14 protein-coding genes are annotated in these 20931 nt (G+C 44.6%); 7 read left to right on the top strand and 7 right to left on the bottom strand.

Going from position 1 to position 20931, the window contains the following annotated elements:
* Positions 1-17: 17 nt before the first annotated feature.
* Entirely contained in the window at positions 18-422 is a 405-nt protein-coding gene (locus ACOJRU_RS03785) for a hypothetical protein (RefSeq protein ID WP_421133722.1), read from the bottom strand.
* A gap of 225 nt (positions 423-647) precedes the next feature.
* Between ACOJRU_RS03785 and ACOJRU_RS03780 the strand changes: the two genes are divergently transcribed.
* On the top strand, positions 648-2240 hold the full coding sequence (locus ACOJRU_RS03780; protein WP_421133721.1) for an ABC-F family ATPase: 1593 nt from the start codon (positions 648-650) through the stop codon (positions 2238-2240).
* A 72-nt stretch (positions 2241-2312) separates the two neighbouring features.
* On the opposite strand, the gene ACOJRU_RS03775 is transcribed toward ACOJRU_RS03780, so the two are convergent.
* Positions 2313-3191 (bottom strand): hypothetical protein, encoded by an 879-nt coding sequence (locus ACOJRU_RS03775; protein WP_421133720.1) that lies wholly within the window; start codon positions 3189-3191, stop codon positions 2313-2315.
* Between the two features lie 250 nt (positions 3192-3441).
* Here ACOJRU_RS03775 and ACOJRU_RS03770 point away from each other — a divergent pair, with 250 nt between their 5' ends.
* Positions 3442-4857, top strand: a complete 1416-nt coding sequence (locus ACOJRU_RS03770) for an MBL fold metallo-hydrolase RNA specificity domain-containing protein (RefSeq protein WP_421133719.1) — start codon at positions 3442-3444, stop codon at positions 4855-4857.
* A 43-nt stretch (positions 4858-4900) separates the two neighbouring features.
* On the opposite strand, the gene ACOJRU_RS03765 is transcribed toward ACOJRU_RS03770, so the two are convergent.
* Together ACOJRU_RS03765 and ACOJRU_RS03760 are read right to left on the bottom strand one after the other, a co-directional pair.
* Positions 4901-6571: a patatin-like phospholipase family protein gene (locus tag ACOJRU_RS03765; RefSeq protein WP_421133718.1), complete on the bottom strand. Its 1671-nt coding sequence runs from the start codon at positions 6569-6571 to the stop codon at positions 4901-4903.
* 232 nt (positions 6572-6803) lie between these two features.
* Entirely contained in the window at positions 6804-7715 is a 912-nt protein-coding gene (locus ACOJRU_RS03760; protein WP_421133717.1) for a BadF/BadG/BcrA/BcrD ATPase family protein, read from the bottom strand.
* Between the two features lie 374 nt (positions 7716-8089).
* Here ACOJRU_RS03760 and ACOJRU_RS03755 point away from each other — a divergent pair, with 374 nt between their 5' ends.
* Positions 8090-8851, top strand: coding sequence for a MipA/OmpV family protein (locus tag ACOJRU_RS03755; RefSeq protein ID WP_421133716.1), 762 nt, complete (start codon positions 8090-8092; stop codon positions 8849-8851).
* Positions 8852-8904: 53 nt separating this feature from the next.
* On the opposite strand, the gene ACOJRU_RS03750 is transcribed toward ACOJRU_RS03755, so the two are convergent.
* On the bottom strand, positions 8905-9396 hold the full coding sequence (locus ACOJRU_RS03750) for a CreA family protein (RefSeq protein WP_421133715.1): 492 nt from the start codon (positions 9394-9396) through the stop codon (positions 8905-8907).
* A gap of 116 nt (positions 9397-9512) precedes the next feature.
* Positions 9513-10115: a LysE/ArgO family amino acid transporter gene (locus tag ACOJRU_RS03745; protein ID WP_421133714.1), complete on the bottom strand. Its 603-nt coding sequence runs from the start codon at positions 10113-10115 to the stop codon at positions 9513-9515.
* A gap of 198 nt (positions 10116-10313) precedes the next feature.
* On the opposite strand from ACOJRU_RS03745, the gene ACOJRU_RS03740 reads away from it, so the two are divergent.
* Positions 10314-11159, top strand: coding sequence for an ArgP/LysG family DNA-binding transcriptional regulator (locus ACOJRU_RS03740; protein ID WP_421134710.1), 846 nt, complete (start codon positions 10314-10316; stop codon positions 11157-11159).
* Here ACOJRU_RS03740 and ACOJRU_RS03735 read toward each other — a convergent pair.
* Positions 11151-12416 (bottom strand): diguanylate cyclase, encoded by a 1266-nt coding sequence (locus ACOJRU_RS03735; RefSeq protein ID WP_421133713.1) that lies wholly within the window; start codon positions 12414-12416, stop codon positions 11151-11153. The two genes, ACOJRU_RS03740 and ACOJRU_RS03735, sit on opposite strands and share 9 nt — an antisense overlap.
* A gap of 674 nt (positions 12417-13090) precedes the next feature.
* Between ACOJRU_RS03735 and ACOJRU_RS03730 the strand changes: the two genes are divergently transcribed.
* The 3 genes from ACOJRU_RS03730 to ACOJRU_RS03720 all read left to right on the top strand — a co-directional run bounded on the left by ACOJRU_RS03730 (position 13091) and on the right by ACOJRU_RS03720 (position 20657).
* The gene (locus ACOJRU_RS03730; protein WP_421133712.1) at positions 13091-16459 is read left to right on the top strand and encodes a family 16 glycosylhydrolase; all 3369 of its coding nucleotides are present in this window, start codon (positions 13091-13093) and stop codon (positions 16457-16459) included.
* Between the two features lie 11 nt (positions 16460-16470).
* Positions 16471-19218 carry a TonB-dependent receptor gene (locus ACOJRU_RS03725; RefSeq protein ID WP_421133711.1) on the top strand — a complete coding sequence of 916 codons (2748 nt, stop codon included), beginning with the start codon at positions 16471-16473 and terminating at the stop codon, positions 19216-19218.
* A gap of 137 nt (positions 19219-19355) precedes the next feature.
* Entirely contained in the window at positions 19356-20657 is a 1302-nt protein-coding gene (locus tag ACOJRU_RS03720) for a hypothetical protein (protein ID WP_421133710.1), read from the top strand.
* Positions 20658-20931: the final 274 nt, after the last annotated feature.

The raw sequence follows: 20931 nt of genomic DNA, 5'->3' as shown, positions 1-20931 counted from the left end.
TGCTTCTCGCGTTATGTTTAGCCAATGCGTTGGCGATATTGCGCCATTTCAGATGTTAACCAATCCATGGCGTCTTGATAATCGGTAAAGTTACGCTTATTTATCTTCTTTAGTGCCAACACGCGTTGCTTAACAATTCCCATAACAATATCGCTTTTATATACATACGCTTTGGCAATTAAGCTAAAGCCTGGAAGCGAAGCGTTAATATCCTCTAACACATCAAAGGCTTCGGGCGTTCCTCCTTCTACACCAGTATTATCTACCAGCATACAGAACGGTTTCCCGCGCAGTGTGTGAATTGCATCAAGAAGCAACGCTTTATAGTTCAGCGCTTCTTTTTCGTTAAAAACGCCGCTAAGCGTAACCGAAATTATCTCCTCGTTAACACTTAGCGATGTATGACCACTTTGCTTGCGCATACTCTCTCCATTGTTTGCTAATACAACAGGTTAACTAGGTTTAAAGATATCGTGAGGCAGCGCAGTAGACAAGTTAAGCTTTACTTATTAGACCTCTTTATCATTACTGGTCAAAATTCCCTCGACATGACGACCGCAATTCCTTATAGTGCGCGCGTTTTATTATGTTCGTGCGCAACGCCACTTACATCTCTTTTCTTCTGTTTTACCCGCTGGAAACTTGTTTTGATCACCACTGCTAATATCACGATGCAATTCGGCTCTGCGCCGCTTTTTGAAAATATCTCTGCCAAATTTGGTAATGGAAACCGCTACGGCCTCATCGGTGCCAATGGATGCGGTAAATCTACGTTTATGAAAATATTGAGCGGCAAACTAACGCCTAGCTCGGGTAATGTTTCCATGTCTCCTGGTACCAAACTTGGCATTTTAAGTCAGGACCAATTCGCGTTTGAAGAAATGAGCGTAGTTGACGCTGTCATCATGGGTGACAAAGAACTATGGGAAGTTAAACAAGAACGCGACGCCATTTACAGCAAAGCTGAAATGACCGAAGAAGATGGCATGCGCGTTGCGGACTTAGAAACGCAGTTTGCTGAAATGGACGGGTATACCGCAGAATCTCGTGCAGGTGACATTCTTATCGCCGCAAGTATTGACGAAAGTTACCACTTTGGCTTGATGAAAGAAGTAGCGCCAGGTAAAAAAGTACGTGTCCTTCTGGCGCAAGCCTTATTTGCAAACCCAGACATTTTGCTGTTGGACGAACCCACCAACAACCTCGACATCTACACCATCAGTTGGTTAGCCGAAGAGTTGAACAAACGCAAGTCAACCATGCTTATTATTTCGCATGATAGACACTTTCTTAACTCGGTATGTACACACATGGCTGATATCGATTACGGCGAATTACGCATTTACCCGGGTAATTACGATGCTTATATTGAAGCCGCTATGTTAGTGCAAGAGCAATTGCATAATGAAAATGCGAAAAAGTCTGCCGAAATAGAAGAATTACAGGGCTTCGTTGCGCGTTTCTCCGCAAATGCATCGAAAGCTAAACAGGCAACGTCTCGTGCAAAACGACTCGAAAAAATTGAGTTGGCTGAAATTAAGGCTTCTAGCAGACGTAAACCTTATATTGTGTTTAACCAACACAAGAAATTACACCGCTTAGCAATAACGCTTGAGGAATTAGGTCATAGCTATCCAGACCTACCGCTGTTTGATAACGCTAACCTGCTTTTAGAGGCAGGTCAGCGACTGGCGATTATTGGCGAAAATGGCGCGGGTAAAACCACGTTATTGAAATGCCTCGTTAACGAGCTTTCTCCTACCGCAGGTACCATTAAGTGGGCTGAGAACGCAGCCATTGGTTATATACCTCAAGATAATGCTAAAGATTTCGCTAACGATTTAACCTTGTTTGAGTGGATGAGCCAATGGCGAAGCCCTAAGCATGATGATTTGCACATAAAAGGCATGTTAGGCAGGCTGCTGTTTAGCTCTGATGACTTTAACAAAAAAGTCAGCGTGTGCTCGGGTGGAGAGAAAAACCGCCTGTTATTCGGCAAACTTATGCTGCAAGACATAAACGTGTTAGTGATGGATGAACCTACCAACCACATGGATATGGAATCAATTGAAGCGTTGAATAACGCGCTTTATAAATTTGACGGTACGGTTATTTTTGTTAGTCATGACAGAGAGTTTGTGTCATCACTGGCAACGCAAATTATTGAAATTAAGGACAATAAGCTTAACCATTTCGAAGGGAATTACGACGAATTCTTGTCGCATACCGGTCAAGCATAATAATGCTGCATACGCTTACTCGCTAAGTACTAACGATGAAGGCACTACATCATGATAGTGCCTTTTTTGCCTTCAGCGCTTAGTTTTCTCTATTGCCGCCAAAATGACATTACGCACTTCACCTTTTTTATTTTCAGCAAGATACTTTACGTGAGCGCTTACAAACTCGGGCTGTTTATACAAGGCTCGAATTGCATCATTTACGTGTTCAATCACTTCCTTGCCAAATTCACTCCTTTCGCAAAGAATATGGCCACTCACCGTTCTTGGGTTTCCGGCAATGGGGTAATCTCTCAACTTTATGGGTACGCTTGTACCGTAAACACCAAAAAGGGCGCTGGGGAAAATAAGCGCAAAATCGGAACGCTGATTTTCAAATAATGTAAAGAATCGGCTAAAAAACGTGGTGTTCGACACTTTTATAATCTGGTTTGGCTCAGCTTGACGGATTTGCGCATCTAATACATCGCCATATGAGTAGTTCTCAGCAACAATTAGCGATGAATGCGCATACTGCCTTAAGACTTCAGCAATATTAACGACCTCTCCTTTATCGTTAAGAAACTGCTCAGGAATAGGTGGGAGCGTTGCATGCTGATAAAATCGCTGAGTCTGGAAAATGTTTAATGGCAAAGAATAAAGAAAACGCTGCTCTCTTGCTTGCGATTTTATCTTATTGATAACACACACAGGCCGCCCTTTCTCAATATCATTGAGTGAGCGCGCTAATGGCACATTAAGAATGGTGTTGTCATACTGTAGTTGATCAAATAAAAGCTGGGCAGTTTCTGTCGCGGTAGAATCATAGTCGGCGTTTTCGTTATTCACACGTGTAGTTAAATAAATGTCGTCTGAATGAAACCCCACGTCCTCAATAGAGAAGCGCGGTTGTGCGGCGAGCGCCTGCACAAACAACAAACACAACGAAAGAATAGAAAACCGTTTTATCACGTAGAAAATAACTTCCTTATAAAAATGACACATTAAACTACCATATAGACACAAATGATGTTGCTATATTCACTTTAATTTATATTAAAAATACCTTTAGTTAACCTAAAGCGTGTCGCTACTTACTCGCCTTAATGCTACGTAATACACCTTAACTAAGATCTTCTTTACATGTATTGATCTCACGCAACGTTCTTATTTGAAACTTTGCTATACCTTAAAAACCATTCACAGCTTGTGAGAATAATGTATGGCAACACTTACCTTTTTAGGTGCCGTTGATGGCGTAACAGGCTCAATGTACCTATTGAAAACTGCGTCTACAACCATTTTGCTTGATTGCGGTTTGTTTCAAGGACGGCGCGAAGAAGAGAAAGCGAACAAAAAGCCGCTGCCGTTCAGCCCATCTGACATAGATGCTGTGGTTTTGTCTCATGCTCATCTTGATCATTCAGGCCGATTGCCCCTTCTGGTAAACCATGGATATGAAGGGCCAATTTATATGACATTGCCTACGCTCGACCTAATAGAGGTTATGTTAAACGATGCGGCTTCATTACAATTAAGGGATGTTGAATGGGAAAATAAACGACGTAGGCGTTCAGGAAAAAAAGAAGTCGACCCGTTGTATACGCTAGACGACGTAGAGGAAACACTGCGCCAATGTCATGGGGTGGCTTACCATGAAAAAATCAAACTTAGTGACGATGCCGCTGTGACGCTTCACGACGCAGGACATATTTTAGGCTCATCCATTGTTGAATTGGTAATTACCGAAAATGATACCGTTCGCAAACTCGTATTTTCCGGTGATCTTGGAAACAATCAAGCAGCGCTTTTACGCGATCCAGAATACATGAAACAGGCCGATGTCGTCTTGATGGAGTCAACCTATGGCGATCGTGAACACCGCTCTATGCAAGAAACCTTAGATGAGTTTGAGCAAGTACTTACCGATGCGTCTCAAGACGGCGGCAATATACTCATCCCCTCTTTTGCGGTAGGTCGTACCCAAGAAATTATTTTCCGCCTAGGAGAGTTGTACCAAAAGGGAAAGCTTCCCCAGCAGTTAATATGTTTAGATAGCCCAATGGCTATTGCGGTTACCGAAATTTACCATCGCTATCAAGACGTTTATAACACTGAAGACAAAAATACGATTCAAGCAAATGACCGCTCACCACAACACTTGAAAAGTCTTCATTCTTTTTTACCAACGCTTCGTTATGCCGTCAGTACTGACGAGTCAATGGCACTTAACAGAATAGACCGAGGTGCAATAATCATTGCAGGAAGCGGTATGTGCAACGGCGGTCGAATACGTCATCACTTGAAACATAATCTATGGCGGCAACAATCCCACATTATTTTTGTCGGCTACCAAGCAATGGGAACGCCTGGTCGTATTTTAGTTGACGGTGCAAAACGTATAAAAATGGCAGGCGAAAATATTGCGGTTAATGCACAAATACATACTTTAGGCGGTTTTTCTGCCCATGCTAGCCAAACTCAACTTATTGAATGGATAAGCCATTTCAGCGCCAAAAGACCAACACTGTATTTGATCCATGGCGAGCAAGACGCCAAATTGAGCTTACAACAAGCACTTCGAGACAAGGGATGGGCGTCGACTATTCCAACGGCGAATCAAACCATTACACTGTAGGGATATGGCGTGTGGTAACAGCGCTTGGCACCACACGTTTTCCTTAATACAAAGCAAGCATCAGCTTAATACGTTTTTTAAGTCCGTAGCTCCATACCATTGCTCGCGTGAAACGCCCAAGCCCCAACTCTTTTGAAATACTGTAAAAGCGTTTCTTAATACGCTTTAAGGCTTTTTTACGACTCGATTTTTTAACATCTCCCATACTGGCATTATTCAATGAAGACTCATCTAAGAATGCTTGAATATCAGCATAATTGCGCTTAGGGATGTTTAAGGGTAAGTGTTTTACTCCGATGGTATTTTGATTTTCTTGCTCGAGAATACTGTTGAGTGTACGCATTGCATTTAATCGCCCACGCTCATAATCATAGTGCCTAAAGCGTTGATCGAAGAAACCTAAAAATGAACCCAATAACTCACCACTCAATTCGCCTTCTTTTGCGGTAATGGTATATATGGTTTTGGCATTTTTTAGCCCAAGGTTAGCCGCGTGTTCAATCAGCGCAATGGTATCAATCCATAATTTAAAATGATCAGCAGGTAACTCCCGTTCATAATTATCGCTTCCATATTGAAGCGTTAAGCGGCTCACATCGTTAAAATAGTCGCCTTTTGCGTCGTCGTACACCACATCAAGTAAAGAGTTAATGACTATCTGCTTTATCTTCGCTTCAGCAGACGTCGTTTTATATAATTGCTCTCTTATTTTTAAAGCTTGGGCATCAAGCTTTAGCACCGCACTAGTAACACGTTCTTCCAGCAGCCACTCTTGAAAGCCACTTTGTAAAAACACGCTATTTATCATTTGTTTGGTGGTATCAACAAACGATGCAGTTTTACCATTAAATTTAGGTTTTGCCGCACTGTCTTTTGGATTCGGAGAGATATAAAAATAGAAACGCCGCTCGTAGTCAGTGGGCCCTAAGTCAATGGAATCAGCAAGCTCTACTGCCATACCTAGCGGATAGTTATTAAATGTTCCCCCATCCATAAAACTAAAGTGGCGCGGTTTGAATGGTACTGCATCCCGCCCCTTGTAATCGTCGTTATCCCATTTCCTTCTTAAAGGTTCAGGCGAAAATGCAATAGGAAACGCGCCACAACCGCGCGCTGCGATAGAAATATCTTCCCATACGGCTTTGTTGTCAGATGTCGCATTAAGCGTTGTGGTGTAACGGTCTTGAAACCGTGTTTGCGTAAAAAAGCCGCCGGTAAGCCCTTCTACATCATTTCTAAACGTATCGACCTGATAATCGACACCGTTAAGATTAGACATAGCCAATCCAAGCTTAATTTCGCGCGCACCGGCTGCGTGTCGGTTAACGGGGGCAGGCTCTCCCTCATACCGCTTGTTTATTAACGCATCAGCAATACGTTTAACGAATCCGTTGGACAACAGCGAGTTTGCGTTATTATCGCCTGGCAACGGAGTAAGCAAACCTTCAATATCAGCCATCTCGACCCACGCTTTATAACCAACGTTATCGGTCTCGCTGGCCAGCGCTTCAGCATCAAAAAGCAGTTTTTGGGCAAATAATGCAGCGGTCATCCCACCGGCACTGGCGCCGGTAAGCACATCTATTTCTATTTTAGGGTTATCGTCATTAGCATTATGCTCGTCGATTGCACGTACTAATTCAAACAGCGTACCTGCTTCGTAGGCCCCCAGCGAAACGGCACCAGAAATAGCCACTGCAACGCGATAACTCATTGTTGAACTCCTAATCGTTTTCGTCCTTGTAAATCTCGCTTTGCTTGGCCAAGCGTTTGATTCAGGCAGGTTTTCACTATCTTATACCGCTATTATATCAACTAACAAGCAGGGCCCATTTATTTCGTCAAACGCGCGATAGTTTTTGCCGTAATGCGGAACATTACACTGTTAAAGCTACGTAAAATCATACGCACCACGCATGAAGCGCTATATCTTAGTGATAGTGAAGCTACTCTGTTGCCGCTTGCTGGGCGAAATACACCGCGCCCCATTGGGCATCGTGTTGAGGAGAGACCAAACGCGCTTTTACCTCTGCACTAAGGAAAGGCAAATAAAGTTGACTTAAGCCACCCGCAATGCAAAGTGGTAACGCCGAGGGCGTTGTGAGTGTCGAGGCTAACGCATCAATATAACGTGCACCTTGCTGGAGGAGTTCGTTTGCATAGGCGCACTTATTGTCGACCGATTGCTTTACAAGCGACGCCATCGCGCCATATTGTTGAGGCCCAAATTGTGCAGTGGCGCTGACGAGTTCAGTGGGAGACGTTTCGCCGATATAGTCCATCAATTTAGTGGCAAGCACGCTTTGAGGCTGCAGGCCGTCTAACACTAAAAGCGTATGCTTGAGCGCCTCGCGCCCCAGCCAGGCGCCGCTCGCATTATCGCCCACATTGAATCCGTAACCCCCTTTATCAGTGAACCGCCCGTTTTTAAACACGGTACCAGATGAACCCGTTCCCACAATGATCAGCGCCCCTTCTTTGCCCGCATGAGCGCCTAAACAGGCCGCATGTAAATCGCTAATCACCGTTGTAGAGGTAAAAGGCCAGTCTGATATTGTCGTTAATGCTAAAAACGCACGCTTAGCCGATTCAACATTAGCCCCAGCCAGTCCTGCGGCAAGCGCAATATTATCTGATGTTACCGACACGTTAGCCTGAGCAGCGGCTTGCCCCCATGCCTCGATAATCGACGCTTTGGCTTGATGTGCATTAGTCATAATATTGGCTGCGCCTGCGTCTCCGCGACCAAGAATATTCCCTTTACTATCTTGTATGTGCGCGCGACAGTGGGTTCCACCGCCATCGATACCGACAAAATAAGTATCTTCCTGCATCATCTTTCCATTAGCTACTAACACGTCTCTATCGTTCCACTGTTGTTAATGTCTCTATCCACATCGTTGTCTTTGGCATGTAATAAGGCCAATGTTGGTCAGACGTCACCGTCTTGTATCCAACCTATTCGCCATTGTTTATGTTGATAATTGTTATTAAATCAGAATACTTAAGTTAACCACAAAATTATATTGATATATTTACTTTCTGGGTAAACGTTCTCATTTATCAACGGCACTTTATTTAATGTTACCAGAAGGTAGCAAGCAATCATGTATTTATATTTTAGCGGGAAACAAAAACAAACTTCACTAGCATGCAACGAAGCCCGGTTAAATTGGTTTTATATTGATCGTATTGCGCATCAAGACTGTAGTTGACTAAAAGGAAATTATTTATGAACACACGTTTTACATTTACCGCGCTACTCCTTTCAGCGAGCGCACTACTGTCTGGTGGCGCATCTGCGCAAGCACCATCTAATCAGCCGCAAGGTTGGACATATGGTGTAGGTGTTGCGGCATCACAAGACGTTTACACCGGTTTTGACAATCGTATTGTGCCTATTCCCATTATTGGCTACGTTGGCGAGCGACTTCGCGTTTACGGTCCATTCGTTGGCTATCAACTTTTTCAAGAGAATGGCTTAACAATTGATGCGCAACTTGTACCTATCTTTGCGGGATACGAAGAGGACGACAGCCCTGTATTTGAGGGCATGGAAGACAGAGACTTTAGTTATGGAGCTGGGGCGAGTATTTCCTATGCAGCAGAAGGCTGGGTATACACGGTTTCCGCAAACGCTGACATTCTTAACACCTTCGATGGATACCAAGCGTCTGCGCGTGTCGCTAAACAATTCCGGTATAAAGGGGTTATTATTGAGCCGTCGGTAGGCGTCAATTATCAAGACAGCAATTATGTTGATTATTACTATGGCGTTACCGCACAAGAAGCTACCGCAAGCCGTGTGTTTTATGAAGCAGATAGTGCCCTTAACACCGAGCTTCGATTAGGGTTTACGACACAGCAGTTTTTAGGGGGGATGACTCGGCTCGACTTTGGCGCAACCTTTTTCGACGATAGTATCAGCGATAGTCCTATTACCGACGATGACATGGCACTTAGCGCCATGCTCACGTATGTACGTTTTTTCTAGTGAAAAGAGCCCTACATACAATGTAAGTAGGGCTTGCATGTAAAACGAGTCAGCTAGTTGCTATTGACTGGTGAACCGGCAAACGCAATCGTTTCCCACAACGGAACGGTCGACAAGCTGTGTTTATAACTGCCTGACGTTTCTTTTGTGCTGTAAGACAAATAAATCAGCGTTTTTGCTTCTTCGTCGTAAATTCGACGTAACTTCATATTCTTAAAAAAGACGCTTTTAGATTTTTTAAAAATCACGTCGCCAGAATCCGATTTATCTATGCTAGCGAGCATATCAGCGGTGATAGGCCCGGTTTGTCTGCACGCTATTGAGCTGTCTGAAGGGTCTGAAAAATCAAGATTGGCTTCAATACTTGAGATATGGCACGTAACACCGGTGACAATAGGGTCCTGTAGTGCATCAATTTTTATATCTTTGGTCGTAAACACACCGAGCGATACATCTCCCACTTCGCTATCACTACAGCCTGTCATACCTACTATGCTTGCGCTTATCGCCAATACTGGCAGTAAATGTTTAATAACTTTTGCCATTTTGCGTATTCCTTTTGCTATACTTCGACGTTATTACTTACGTACAACATCTGTGTTTGTTCAACGATATGTCGAATTCATTCGCTTTGCTAATTAAAAATACGCAGTGAGTGGCATTACAAACTGGCCAACTGAATACTCACCATCCCAAGTATTGCTGCATTTAGTCGATTAAACCAACGCCAGAAATTAGGACGCTGCATATGGTGCGCAAACTTTGCCGTCAATGTACTTAATCCCACAAACCACACTACTGAAGCGCTGATTGCACCACCGACAAACCACCACTTATTTTCTTGCCACTGACTTGCTAAATTCCCCATTAATAGCAACGTATCGAGGTAAAAATGCGGGTTCAGCCATGTCACCGCCAAGGCTATAAGCATGGCCTTTTTAAACGACAATTGCTTTTTTGCCATTGCTAATACAAGACTATCGTTTGCCATGGACGATTTCACTTTGCGATAAGCAATGTAAAGTAAAAACGCGACGCCTGCCCATTTGGTTACTGTTACGAGCATTGGATACTCGTTTAATAATAGCCCGAACCCCATGGCGCCTAAACTAATAGAAACGGCATCACTTACGATAAAAAGAAGAACAAACAGCGAGGTCCACTGACGCTTCATTGACTGCTCTATTAAAAAACTATTTTGTGCGCCAACCGCAATAATGAGCGTACCGCCCATTACGAAGCCACTTGTCATTGCTGCTAACATTTCATTGCCTCTATGTATCATTGAATAGGCTGCCCGCTCCTACTCTTCACTTCAATCTGATCTTGATTTTACCGGCACTTTTAAACTAAATTAAATTAATGATATTTATTTTTGATTAGCAAAATTAATATAAATAACGATTCGTTCACAGGAGGGGGAATGCTAGATTACGATGCATAGAAATGTTTTAGCGAAGTACTGCGCTACGGCGGTTTCGAGAAAGGCGCACAAGCCCTCAATCTTACTCAGTCGGCGGTGTCGCAGAAAATAAAGCGTTTAGAGCACAATGTTAAAGGCCCTGTTTTAATCAGAACCAAACCATTACGTGCTACGCCATTAGGTAAAGAGTTACTGGCCCACATAGAAAAAGTGAGTGTTTTAGAGGAAGCTCTCAATATTCATAGCGGTATTGAAGCTGGCACAACGCCAATAAGCGTCGCGGTAAATAACGATGTATTGGCAACATGGTTCTCTCAAGTTATCGCCGAGTTTGCTGAAAAACGCGCCAATCCTGTGCACATTGAAAATGCAGACCAAACCCAAACCCGCGATATACTTCAGCAAGGACGAGTAATGGCGTGTATCAGTCAGACAGGTACGCCTGTTACCGGTGGACAATCGGTTCGACTAGGTACAATGAAATATCAACTGTATGCGTCTCCCCACTTCATAAATCGACACCTTGGAGAGAAAATAACACCAAGCATGGTGATGAATACCCCGGGGTTACTTTATGACGAATACGACGTGACACTGCTCACTGATTATCAGCGTGAATGCTTAAACATTGCGCCGTCATTCACCACGTGTCACTGGTTTCCTTCGTCACATGGTTTTGTAAAGATGGCGCTTGATGGTGCAGCATGGGCGTTGCTACCCACCCTTCAGGTAGCCCAGGAAGTAGCAGAGAAAAAGTTAGTGCCGCTATTCCCAACAAAAGAACTTGGCGTTCCGCTTTTTTGGCACTGGAGTACGTTAGAGTCGGCCGCACTAGGCGATTTAACCAAGGCAGTCAGACAGATTGCCAACATTCGCCTAAGATAAATCACAAAGCGTAGTTATGCCGATGGCATTCTTCCCCTGATGTTTAGCGCTGTACAACGCCTCATCGGCACTAGATAACATTTGATTGGCTAGGTCGTTCATTGTCAATTGGTCAGGTGCTACACTCACAATACCAAACGAGCATGACGCGTTGAACATTTGCGCCCCTTCTCCGAACTGCGTTTCAGCAATGCATTTTCGTATACGCTCCACAATAATGGGAGCGAAATTACTGTTTTGTTCATCAGTGAATAAAATAACAAACTCGTCTCCACCTAAACGTGCAATACAGTCAGATTGTCGAATATTTTCCTTAATGATTTTTGTGATTTTTACTAATAATGCGTCGCCATTTGCATGCCCATATTCATCGTTAATGGTTTTGAAATTATCCACGTCGAATACGCATACTGATACCTGCTGTAGTTTTCCCCTAATCATTAAATTAACCGCTTCGTTTAAGCGTATTTCTAGGTAACTTCGGGAAAATGCCTGCGTTAAATGGTCGTGCATAAGGCGGTTGTTCAAAAGGCGCCTCTCTTCATACAGATTATCGATATGTAAAACAAGAACCCACGCAATACACGAGGTAATGAGGAATGAACCTATCCAGGTTAACGGTGGTAAGTCGATAACTTGAATACCTGTTAATGCATCGCATACGCCGGTAATTGTCCATATTATATTGGCGATAAGCAGAAGTAATACGGTGTTTTTTTTGCTATTTCCCTGCCTTCTACGTTGACGAGTAAACACTCGAATAAGTATGAAGATGCAGTAAGCGGCAAGTACTAGAATCCAGCCCCCCCACAATTGGAAGAGCGGGCCATATGCTAAGCCTGTGTAGTACTGTGAAGTTTCAAAAAACGTGTTAGCGAGAAAATATTGGTTGGGCACCACCGCCAGTAGCGAAAAAGCAGCGCAAATCACGTAGCACCATTTTAAAAACGTTGGTGCTCTGTATTGATAAAACGAAACGTAGAAATGCAAACTAAGTACAGTGGTAAACATGGCTGCAACCACTGTTATTCGGTTGGCAATACTTAACTGCAACAGGTTATCAGCGGAATTGAGTAGCATCGCAAAGCCACCAAAAAAGACACTACTGACGAATGCCGCCAGAGAGAAGATAAAGTAATATTTCACTGACTCTTCGTGGCGTGACGTTAAACGATGGTACAACAAAATAAAAAACACACTTAACAGTAAGCAGATACTAGCAGTGATAAACAGCGGCACAGACAAACTTTGAACCATATTAATTTTTCTCTACGCTTGAGCGCTTTTGTTTCACAATTGATAACGTATTCCACCATATCAAGTGTACTACACGCTCATTTATTCAGCACGCTTACGTTATCTACGCGTAGACGTTGTTGTTTAAGCGCTGCTGCCGTCAATCCATTTACATGTCACACTCATGGCCTTCATCTTTCCAGCGCTTAACCACGCAGAAAGTTAACTTTTTGTTAATTTTAGGTTTATTTATATACCTACTTTTAGCGGTACTCATAAAATCAATTTAAAACAACAACTTATAATTATTATGTGTTAAAACAAACAACCCCATGTAAATTAAATGTAAAATTGTACGCGTTTACATTGCAGTATGTGTGAACTAAACTCAGTTCCTGATTGGAAAAAAGTCCACCGGTAGAGTAAACCTTATTAGGAAACATTGCGTTTGTTTACGAACTCGCAGCGCAAGTCAACCTACAAGTTCTATGATTGTTAACCTCTCTTCTAACGACAACCACGTGACAGAAGAGTGTGTTAAAGGCGACAAGCCGAAATTATGTCGTCACCGTGGAGTTTACAACATTACGTTTACTGACCATCAATAGTGCGCGTCGAAGCAACCTGTGAGCGCTACAGCATGGTGTAAGCATTAGAGATGAAAAACACACTACGTTAATAAAGAGTAATGCCGCATGATCACACAGAAGAACGGGCTAAAACTAGCACTAATTGCTGGTATCACACTGACACTCAGCGGATGCCAAAATGACGACGCCGCTGAAGGCGGGACGCTAGCAAACCCTCCTCCCCCAACATCCGCTAATTATGAATTAATTTGGTCAGACGAATTTGATGGTAATAGCGTTGACACGACAAAGTGGGAAATTCAAACAGGAGACGGCACGTCTGTCGGTTTACCTCCAGGTTGGGGGAATAACGAACAGCAGTATTATACCGCCGACAACATCACTGTAGAAGATGGGTTTCTTGTGATTGAAGCGCGTGCCGGCGATTCTCCAGATCCCAACTTTGCTTTTACCTCGGGGCGTCTTCGCACACAAGGTCTACTCGACTTCACCTACGGAAGAATGGAAGCGCGCATTCAAGTTCCAGAGGGGCTTGGCATGTGGCCGGCTTTTTGGACGCTCGGTAGCGATCCATCTCCCTTCGGCGAATGGGCTGCACGGGGCGAAATTGACATCATGGAATCGTTTGGACAGGCCACACCATTCGTTGCGGGCACGGTCCACTATGGTCAACGCTTCCCACTGAACGAAAGTGCGACCAAAACCTACGACATAGACCCTACCGATGGCTTTCATGAGTATGCAGTAGAGTGGGATTCACAACGCATTCGCTGGTTTGTTGATGGCGTTCACTACTTTACGGTGAGTCGCGATACGTATTGGAATTATTATTTTAAAAATCAGATTGAAGGTTTTCTTGCGGGGGAAGAAGATGCCCCGTTTAATGAAAACCAGCATCTATTGCTAAATTTAGCAGTAGGTGGGAACCCAGCAGGCATGCCAAATCCTAACGATACCGATGTGTTTCCTGGGCAAATGCTGGTTGATTACGTGCGCGTTTATCAATGCCCGCTGGCACCGGTAAGCGATGGACTGGGGTGCGAAAATAGTATCGACCAAGTCGACCCTTTTGTTATCACTCAAGGCGGTGACGGCACGCCACCTCCGCAAGACGTCGTTGTTAGCAGCTATACATTGTATAATGACGGTGCTGGCGTGTTGTTTGCTGACAGTAACAGCGAGCGTCCTTTAGGCATCGGCGTATTTGATAATAATGGCGCATTGACGGTCTCTGAAGTGCAGTCTAGTGACGCAGACCGAGGTATGGTGATCGAGGTTGTCACTACCGGTGGCGGTAACATTCAAATTAATGACCCTGAGGGCAATACCTTTGAGTTGTTTGGAATGGGCCGTGCCGACAATAATGAGTTCTTTGGCGGTGAACTTACCTTTGACGTCTACATTGACAGTGCCGCTACCGCAGCCACCTTGCTTCAAGTCGGCGTTGACAGCGGTTTTCCGGATGTGGGCTTCACTCAGATACCATTAGCAGATTTACCGAAAGATGAATGGACGTCAATTTCATTGGCATTAAGCGATGTTATACAAAGTAATATCGGCGCATTTGGCGGCGGTCCGCTTGATATGGAAGACGTGCTTAACCTTATTGTTTTAGAACCCGTAGGCGGCGCAGCCCGCATGCAGTTCGATAACATAAACCTACTGTGCGGCGCACCATCCTCCCGCCCTTGTGGGATTGTAAGTGTAACGACCGTACCTCAAAACGTGTTTATTGATAGCATCGATCCTCTGTGGGATTTCGGGATTGGCGCTGTGGACAGTGGTTCAGGTTTTGCCACTTACACTGATGGAAGTAACCCAGACGGCGAAAATAAAATCGAATGGGCCATCGTAACTGATGACGATGCCGCACGGGATCAAGTTATTGATATTACGTTTAACGGCGATGGCGAAAGTGGAGTGTGGTTTATCGCTACTGACCCAGTAAACCTTGCTGGATACAATAACGGTGCAGTAGTTTTTGATTTGTTCGTTTCTGACTTTGGTAGCGATACCAATACAATAACAATGCAGATTGATTGTGTATTTCCTTGTACTAGCGGTCCACAAGATATCGGACGTCCTGCAGATGGTGAATGGCAGGAAATCGAAATTCCAATGAGCCAACTTATCAACAGTGGGCTAAACACCGCGACCGTCAGCGCAGGCTTAGTACTTTCGGTCACCGACGTTAATGCAACAGCTTCTTTCACTATTGATAACGTAAGGTGGGAACCCACCACTGATATTGTGGAAGAAGAGGTGTTACCACTTGGCTTCTTTGCAGACTTTGAGGCAGTAGACCCAGCAGGTTCGGCGCTTGGCGGAAATTGGCAAAGTTTCGGCACCGTATTTACGGCCGCTGGAGATTTTGTTTACAACTACGGACAACCATTCGCTACACCATTAAATTCAAATAGTTTTGCAAATATTGCTACAGGACAAGGCGGTGACGCGCAAGGCACTCAACAGCTCGTTATCTTTAACGACTATAACAATGCTGACCACGGTAACGGATTGTTTATAGAAGCGGCGACATTCCAGCAGGTTACCTTAACGGCAGATGACACTGGCATCTATACCTTCAGTTTTGATGCTAGAGCGCCAAGTGAATTTGCAACAGAAGCGCCCACTATTGTTACGGCCTATGTTCAGACACTCGACCCTGCAAATGGGTTTGCTACCACCGCGCGTGTTGAAATCGATTTATCGACAATCACGAGTACCGATTGGCAAACGTATAGTGTTGATTTCAACATTAACGGCGAAACCATGGCCGGACAGCTACTAGAATTTGGTTTCACAACTCGCACCACAGGGTTTGCACCATCGTCTATCTTGGTTGATAACGTTGACTTCAATGTTGCTACCGGCGGCATAAGTTATAGCAGCGATTTTGAGGATGGAAACGCGGCTGGCGGTGAAATTGGTGATGGTTGGTCAAGCTTTGCAGCGGTATTTGCACCCGACGGAAACTTTGCCTACAGCTACGGCCCCTTCCCGTCGCCGAATAATACGGGTGGCTTCACTAGCTATGCAACGGGCGAAGCAGGTGAAAACCAAGGAATGCAGTATTTAAACGTGTTTAGTGACTATAACAACGGTGATCACGGAAACGGTCTTACCATAGAGGCTGCCAGCTTCCAGGAGCGCACCTTCTCTGCTGCTGATGCAGGTGAATATTCGTTTTCCTTTGATGCCAAGGCACCTTTTGAGGGTGGGATAGCATCACCGACCACCGCCTATGCCTATATTCGCGTGCTAGACCCGAATAACGGCTTTGCCTCTACGGTGGATATTCGCGTGGACTTAAGTGATGTCAGCAACACGGAATGGTCACGCTTTACGGTGCAAGCTACGTTAGAGGACACCTTAGATGGTCAAATACTACAGTTTGGGTTCTCGAACTCGGCGACCAACTACAACCCTAGCGGCATTTTCTACGACAACGTAGAATTTTCGCGGGCTGAATAAGGAAATTGGTCATGAAAATAACAAATAGTAATTTCTCTGAAGCAGGGCAAGGCTTTATGAACAGTACCTTAAGAAAATCTCGCACCATGTATAAAGCAGTGTTAGTCGCTGCGTTCACATCGCTTACTTCAAGTTCGTTGATGGCACAGGAGGCTGATAATGACCAAAAAGAGGCGGAATCTGACGTAGAAAGAATTGTTGTTACCGTTGAACGCCGAACGCAAGATTTGCAAGATTTGGCGGGGACCGCGTTTGCATTCTCAGGGGAAGACCTCAAGTCACAAGGTATTCAAGATATTACTGATATCGCAGAATCTATTCCCGGCCTTGAAATTGGTAACAACCAGGGCAACGTGGAAGTGTGGATACGTGGGATTGGTAGCTCTAATAATACAGAGCTTGGCGACCCTGCAGCGGCAACACATTTAGATGGGGTCTATATCCCTCGCCCCTCTGGTATAGGCTCTGCGTTCTTCGATATTTCTCGTGTCGAAGTGAATGTAGGCCCACAAGGTACGCTTCGAGGCCGTAATGCGACCGCCGGTTCGGTGAATATTATTCCATGGAGGCCGGCAATTGGACAATGGAATGGCAGTGCTGAAATCGAATTTGGAAACTACAATCAACGCGCCATTACCGGCGCATTGAATATTCCTGCCACCGATAAGCTAGCCTTTCGTATTGCTGGAACCAAGGTAGATCATGACTCTTATTATAATGATGTGGGGCCGCTAAATTTAGAACTCGCTGAGGCAGCTGACAACCTTGGACTTCGCTTCCAAGCGCTATATGAGCCAACTGACGATTTAAGTATTTATCTATCTTATGATTACGCTAGCGAACAAGGCACAGGGTATACGGGAACAAACTATGCCCTTCCTCTTGGCTTAGGTATCGACCCTGATGATATTGATGACCCTCGCGACGTAGTGGGTCGTGGTTTCTCACCCATTCAAGACACCGTTCATGACGGGTTTAAATTGGAAGTCACTTGGGACTTAGGCAACGTGCTACTTGAGTACAACGGCAGCTATCGCGACTTGCTTTATGATTATCAGGCGGCTACCCCTTTATCTCCTGATTTCCCTGGTGTATTTGATGCTTTAGCACCACTTGACCAAGCATTGGACGATTTCTCGCGCTTTCAGTTTTTAACTGACTCGGAGTCGACTATTCACGAGTTACGATTGCTATCAGATGACGATGCAAGTCGTTTGACATACACCGCGGGCATATTTTTATTTGATGAGCGCCAACAAACGTTTTTAGCGTCTGCCGGCGATCGTGGAGGGTTCTTCCAAGGGGCTGAATTTAACCAGCCAAATACTGATACTGATTCACTGTCAGTTTATGCCGATGCAACCTATGAGTTTAGCGCAGATACACGTTTTACTGTTGGTGTTCGTTACACTAAAGACACAAAAACTCGACAAGGGGTGAATGCACGTTACGCATTTGCCTTAGGCGGGTTTGATGTAAATACCGGAAATCCATTTGGTTGCTGTATGGGCGCCCGTGTCGGTACAGAGGGTTTTCAATTTGCTGGGTTTGATCGCACCATTTACAACCCAGACCAAGATGGCGATGGCGCGGTTTCTGACGCGGAGTTCTTAAACTTTTATTTTGATGGTATTGCTCAATTTGGTGAGCGCGACACCCTTGATGATATCTTTGCAAACGGAGTCACCCAAGGGGGCGCTGACGTGCGACCAGCATGCTCAGACAGCGATGTTACCGATAACTTAATCTGTAACCAAGACGGTACACACTCTTTCGCCGTCCCCATCTCGCCTAATAATTCAATTACCGTTCAAGACGGCCGTATAGACAATAACTTTGTTGATTGGCGTCTTCGTATCGAACATGATCTCAATAACGACCAACTTGTTTACGGTTTGATTGCAACGGGCCATAAATCAGGTGGGTTCAATGATACGTTTAGCGACCCAACAACAGGACTAACGTTAGCACCAACGTACCAAGAAGAAAGCGTTACCTTGTTTGAGGTGGGCTCAAAGAATGAATTTGACCTTGGAGATGTTCCAACAACGTTTAATGTTTCAGCGTTTTACAATGATTACCAAGACCAAGTGTTTACTAACTTACTGTCTGTAGAGCAAGCCCTTGAATTCAATTCAGGTGCGCCTGTCGACCCGCTTGATGCCACCCCTGGCGCATTGGTTGTATCATTTAGCTTCAATGCCGCTGACTCGGCCATTTATGGTATGCAGTTCGATGGCAAATTTGAATTACCGCACGACATAAACCTAAGCTGGACAGCGCTATGGTTGGAGGCGGAAATTGAAGACAGCCAAGACATTCAAGACTCGCGCTTCCAAGCCGACGTTGCACCCGATGAAGCGGTGTTCCAATCTATTGATGGAAACCGACTACCGCGCACACCACGCTTTCAACTTAACGCAAGCCTCAGCCAAATCTTCGATGTGGGGTCGGGTACGTTAGACTATGTGGTATCAGCGGGCTGGCGCGACGACCAGTTCCTTACTATTTTTAATAGTGTTGACTATCAGAACCCTGATGATCCTCGTCGTCGGTTAGATGACAGTGTTGATGCTTATTGGACGGTAGACGCTGGTTTAGGCTATACCCACGGCGATGGTGCGTTACGTTTTGAAGCGTTTGCGAACAACTTGTTTGATGAAGTACGCACTGCGGCGACTATCATCACGCAATTTGATAATACGCGCTTCTTTACTCGACCACGAACCTTTGGTGTGCGTATGCGTTATACCTATTAATTATCAAGATTGTCGGTGCATCACAGGATGCACCGCTTTTTTCTGGGAAATAAACGAACATAATGTAAAACGGCTTTAGAGGGCTTGTTGTTACCCGCCACTTCAGGTTTGTTTTACATGTAATAAGGAGTGACGCAGTGCATGTATCCCCCCGACTAAAAGCCATTACACTCATCCTACTTTTCTCATTATTTTCACTGCCCATCTTTGCTGACCCTGTGCATGTAGAGATCGTGAAGTCTAGCGATGGTAGCTATGCACTGCATCGAGATGGCAAGCCATACTATGTTAAAGGTGCAGGTGTTGATGGTGCCGACATTGAAACGTTAGCAGCGTATGGGGCAAATTCTATTCGCACGTGGTCGGTAGACGGTGGCACTTACCCTGCTTCGGTTCTGCTCGATAAAGCCCACGCATTAGGCATGACAGTATCCCTTGGTATTGATTTTGCGCGAGAACGACACGGTTTTAACTACAACGATGCACAGGCAGTGGCAGAACAGCTCGAACAAGTAAAAGCGGATATTTTAAAATACAAAGACCACCCGGCGTTACTTACCTGGTTTATTGGTAATGAATTGAACTACGACTTTACCAACCCGAAAGTGTACGACGCCGTCAATGAAGTGGCATTATTAATTAAAACTCTCGACCCTCACCACCCTACCACCACTACGCTCGCAGGCTTTGATAAAAAAGCGATGGATGCCATTGCCGAGCGTGCCCCCGCCTTAGACTTTGTCAGTTTTCAACTTTACGCTGATGTCGTTAACTTACCCAAATATATTGCCTCCTATGGCTACACCGGCCCTTATATGATTACTGAATGGGGCGCTGTCGGACATTGGGAAGTATTTAAAACTAAATGGGGGGCGCCTGTTGAAACCACCAGCTCAGAAAAAGCCAGTAACTATGCCAAAAGCTACCTAAAAGCCATTGAGCCACAACGCCAACAAGTCATTGGTAACTATGTGTTTCTGTGGGGACAAAAACAGGAGCGAACCAGCACATGGTATGGCATGTTCTTAGACACTGGCGAGCGCACTGAAGCGGTCGACGTTATGCATTACATCTGGTCGGGTCAATGGCCAGAAAATCGCACGCCAAGAGTAAGCCCTATCGGATTAGATGGCCAAGTAGCCTTCGATAATGTATTTCTGTTTAAAGGCGACCGCTACGAGGCCACCCTCAATGCTGTAGACCCAGATAACGATAAGTTAACGTTCAAGTGGGAAATTCGCAAAGAGTCGACAGCTACCGAAGTAGGCGGCGACCGTGAAAACGTGCCCGATATAGTAGACGGTTTAATAACAAACCCCACGTCTCAAAAAATTAGTTTTGATGCGCCAGATGAGGCTGGACCTTATCGCTTGTATGCTTTTGTATATGACGATAAAGGCAATGCAGCACATGCTAACTTTCCTTTTTTTGTAAAATAGTAAGCCACGCGCTTTTAACTTTATAATGTAACGCTTAGGCGGTCGATACTGCTTAATAAGCGATAACAACTAAGGAGAGCGAGCATATTGACTCACTCTCTTTTATTGCGAATTTCTCACTATTGTCATTTTGCAAAATGAAAATATCAGCACTTAGCATCTCTTCATCACTCCAATAATTTTTATATTCACCTTTACCCAAGAAAGCGCAACGCGTTGTTTATATTGACAATAAATCAAAATTATTGCGCAAAATGAATAGATAAATTTATGT

Source organism: Alteromonas algae, from assembly GCF_049117195.1.
In the GTDB taxonomy this organism is placed as follows: domain Bacteria; phylum Pseudomonadota; class Gammaproteobacteria; order Enterobacterales; family Alteromonadaceae; genus Alteromonas.
This window is presented reverse-complemented; position numbering and strand designations above follow the sequence as displayed.

What these genes read in the sequence shown, in the direction of transcription:
- ACOJRU_RS03785 (WP_421133722.1), bottom strand. Translation starts at nt 422, where the DNA reads ATGCGCAAGCAAAGTGGTCATACATCGCTAAGTGTTAACGAGGAGATA.
- ACOJRU_RS03755 (WP_421133716.1), top strand. Translation starts at nt 8,090, where the DNA reads ATGAACACACGTTTTACATTTACCGCGCTACTCCTTTCAGCGAGCGCA.
- ACOJRU_RS03750 (WP_421133715.1), bottom strand. Translation starts at nt 9,396, where the DNA reads ATGGCAAAAGTTATTAAACATTTACTGCCAGTATTGGCGATAAGCGCA.
- ACOJRU_RS03765 (WP_421133718.1), bottom strand. Translation starts at nt 6,571, where the DNA reads ATGAGTTATCGCGTTGCAGTGGCTATTTCTGGTGCCGTTTCGCTGGGG.
- ACOJRU_RS03735 (WP_421133713.1), bottom strand. Translation starts at nt 12,416, where the DNA reads ATGGTTCAAAGTTTGTCTGTGCCGCTGTTTATCACTGCTAGTATCTGC.
- ACOJRU_RS03730 (WP_421133712.1), top strand. Translation starts at nt 13,091, where the DNA reads ATGATCACACAGAAGAACGGGCTAAAACTAGCACTAATTGCTGGTATC.
- ACOJRU_RS03770 (WP_421133719.1), top strand. Translation starts at nt 3,442, where the DNA reads ATGGCAACACTTACCTTTTTAGGTGCCGTTGATGGCGTAACAGGCTCA.
- ACOJRU_RS03725 (WP_421133711.1), top strand. Translation starts at nt 16,471, where the DNA reads ATGAAAATAACAAATAGTAATTTCTCTGAAGCAGGGCAAGGCTTTATG.
- ACOJRU_RS03745 (WP_421133714.1), bottom strand. Translation starts at nt 10,115, where the DNA reads ATGTTAGCAGCAATGACAAGTGGCTTCGTAATGGGCGGTACGCTCATT.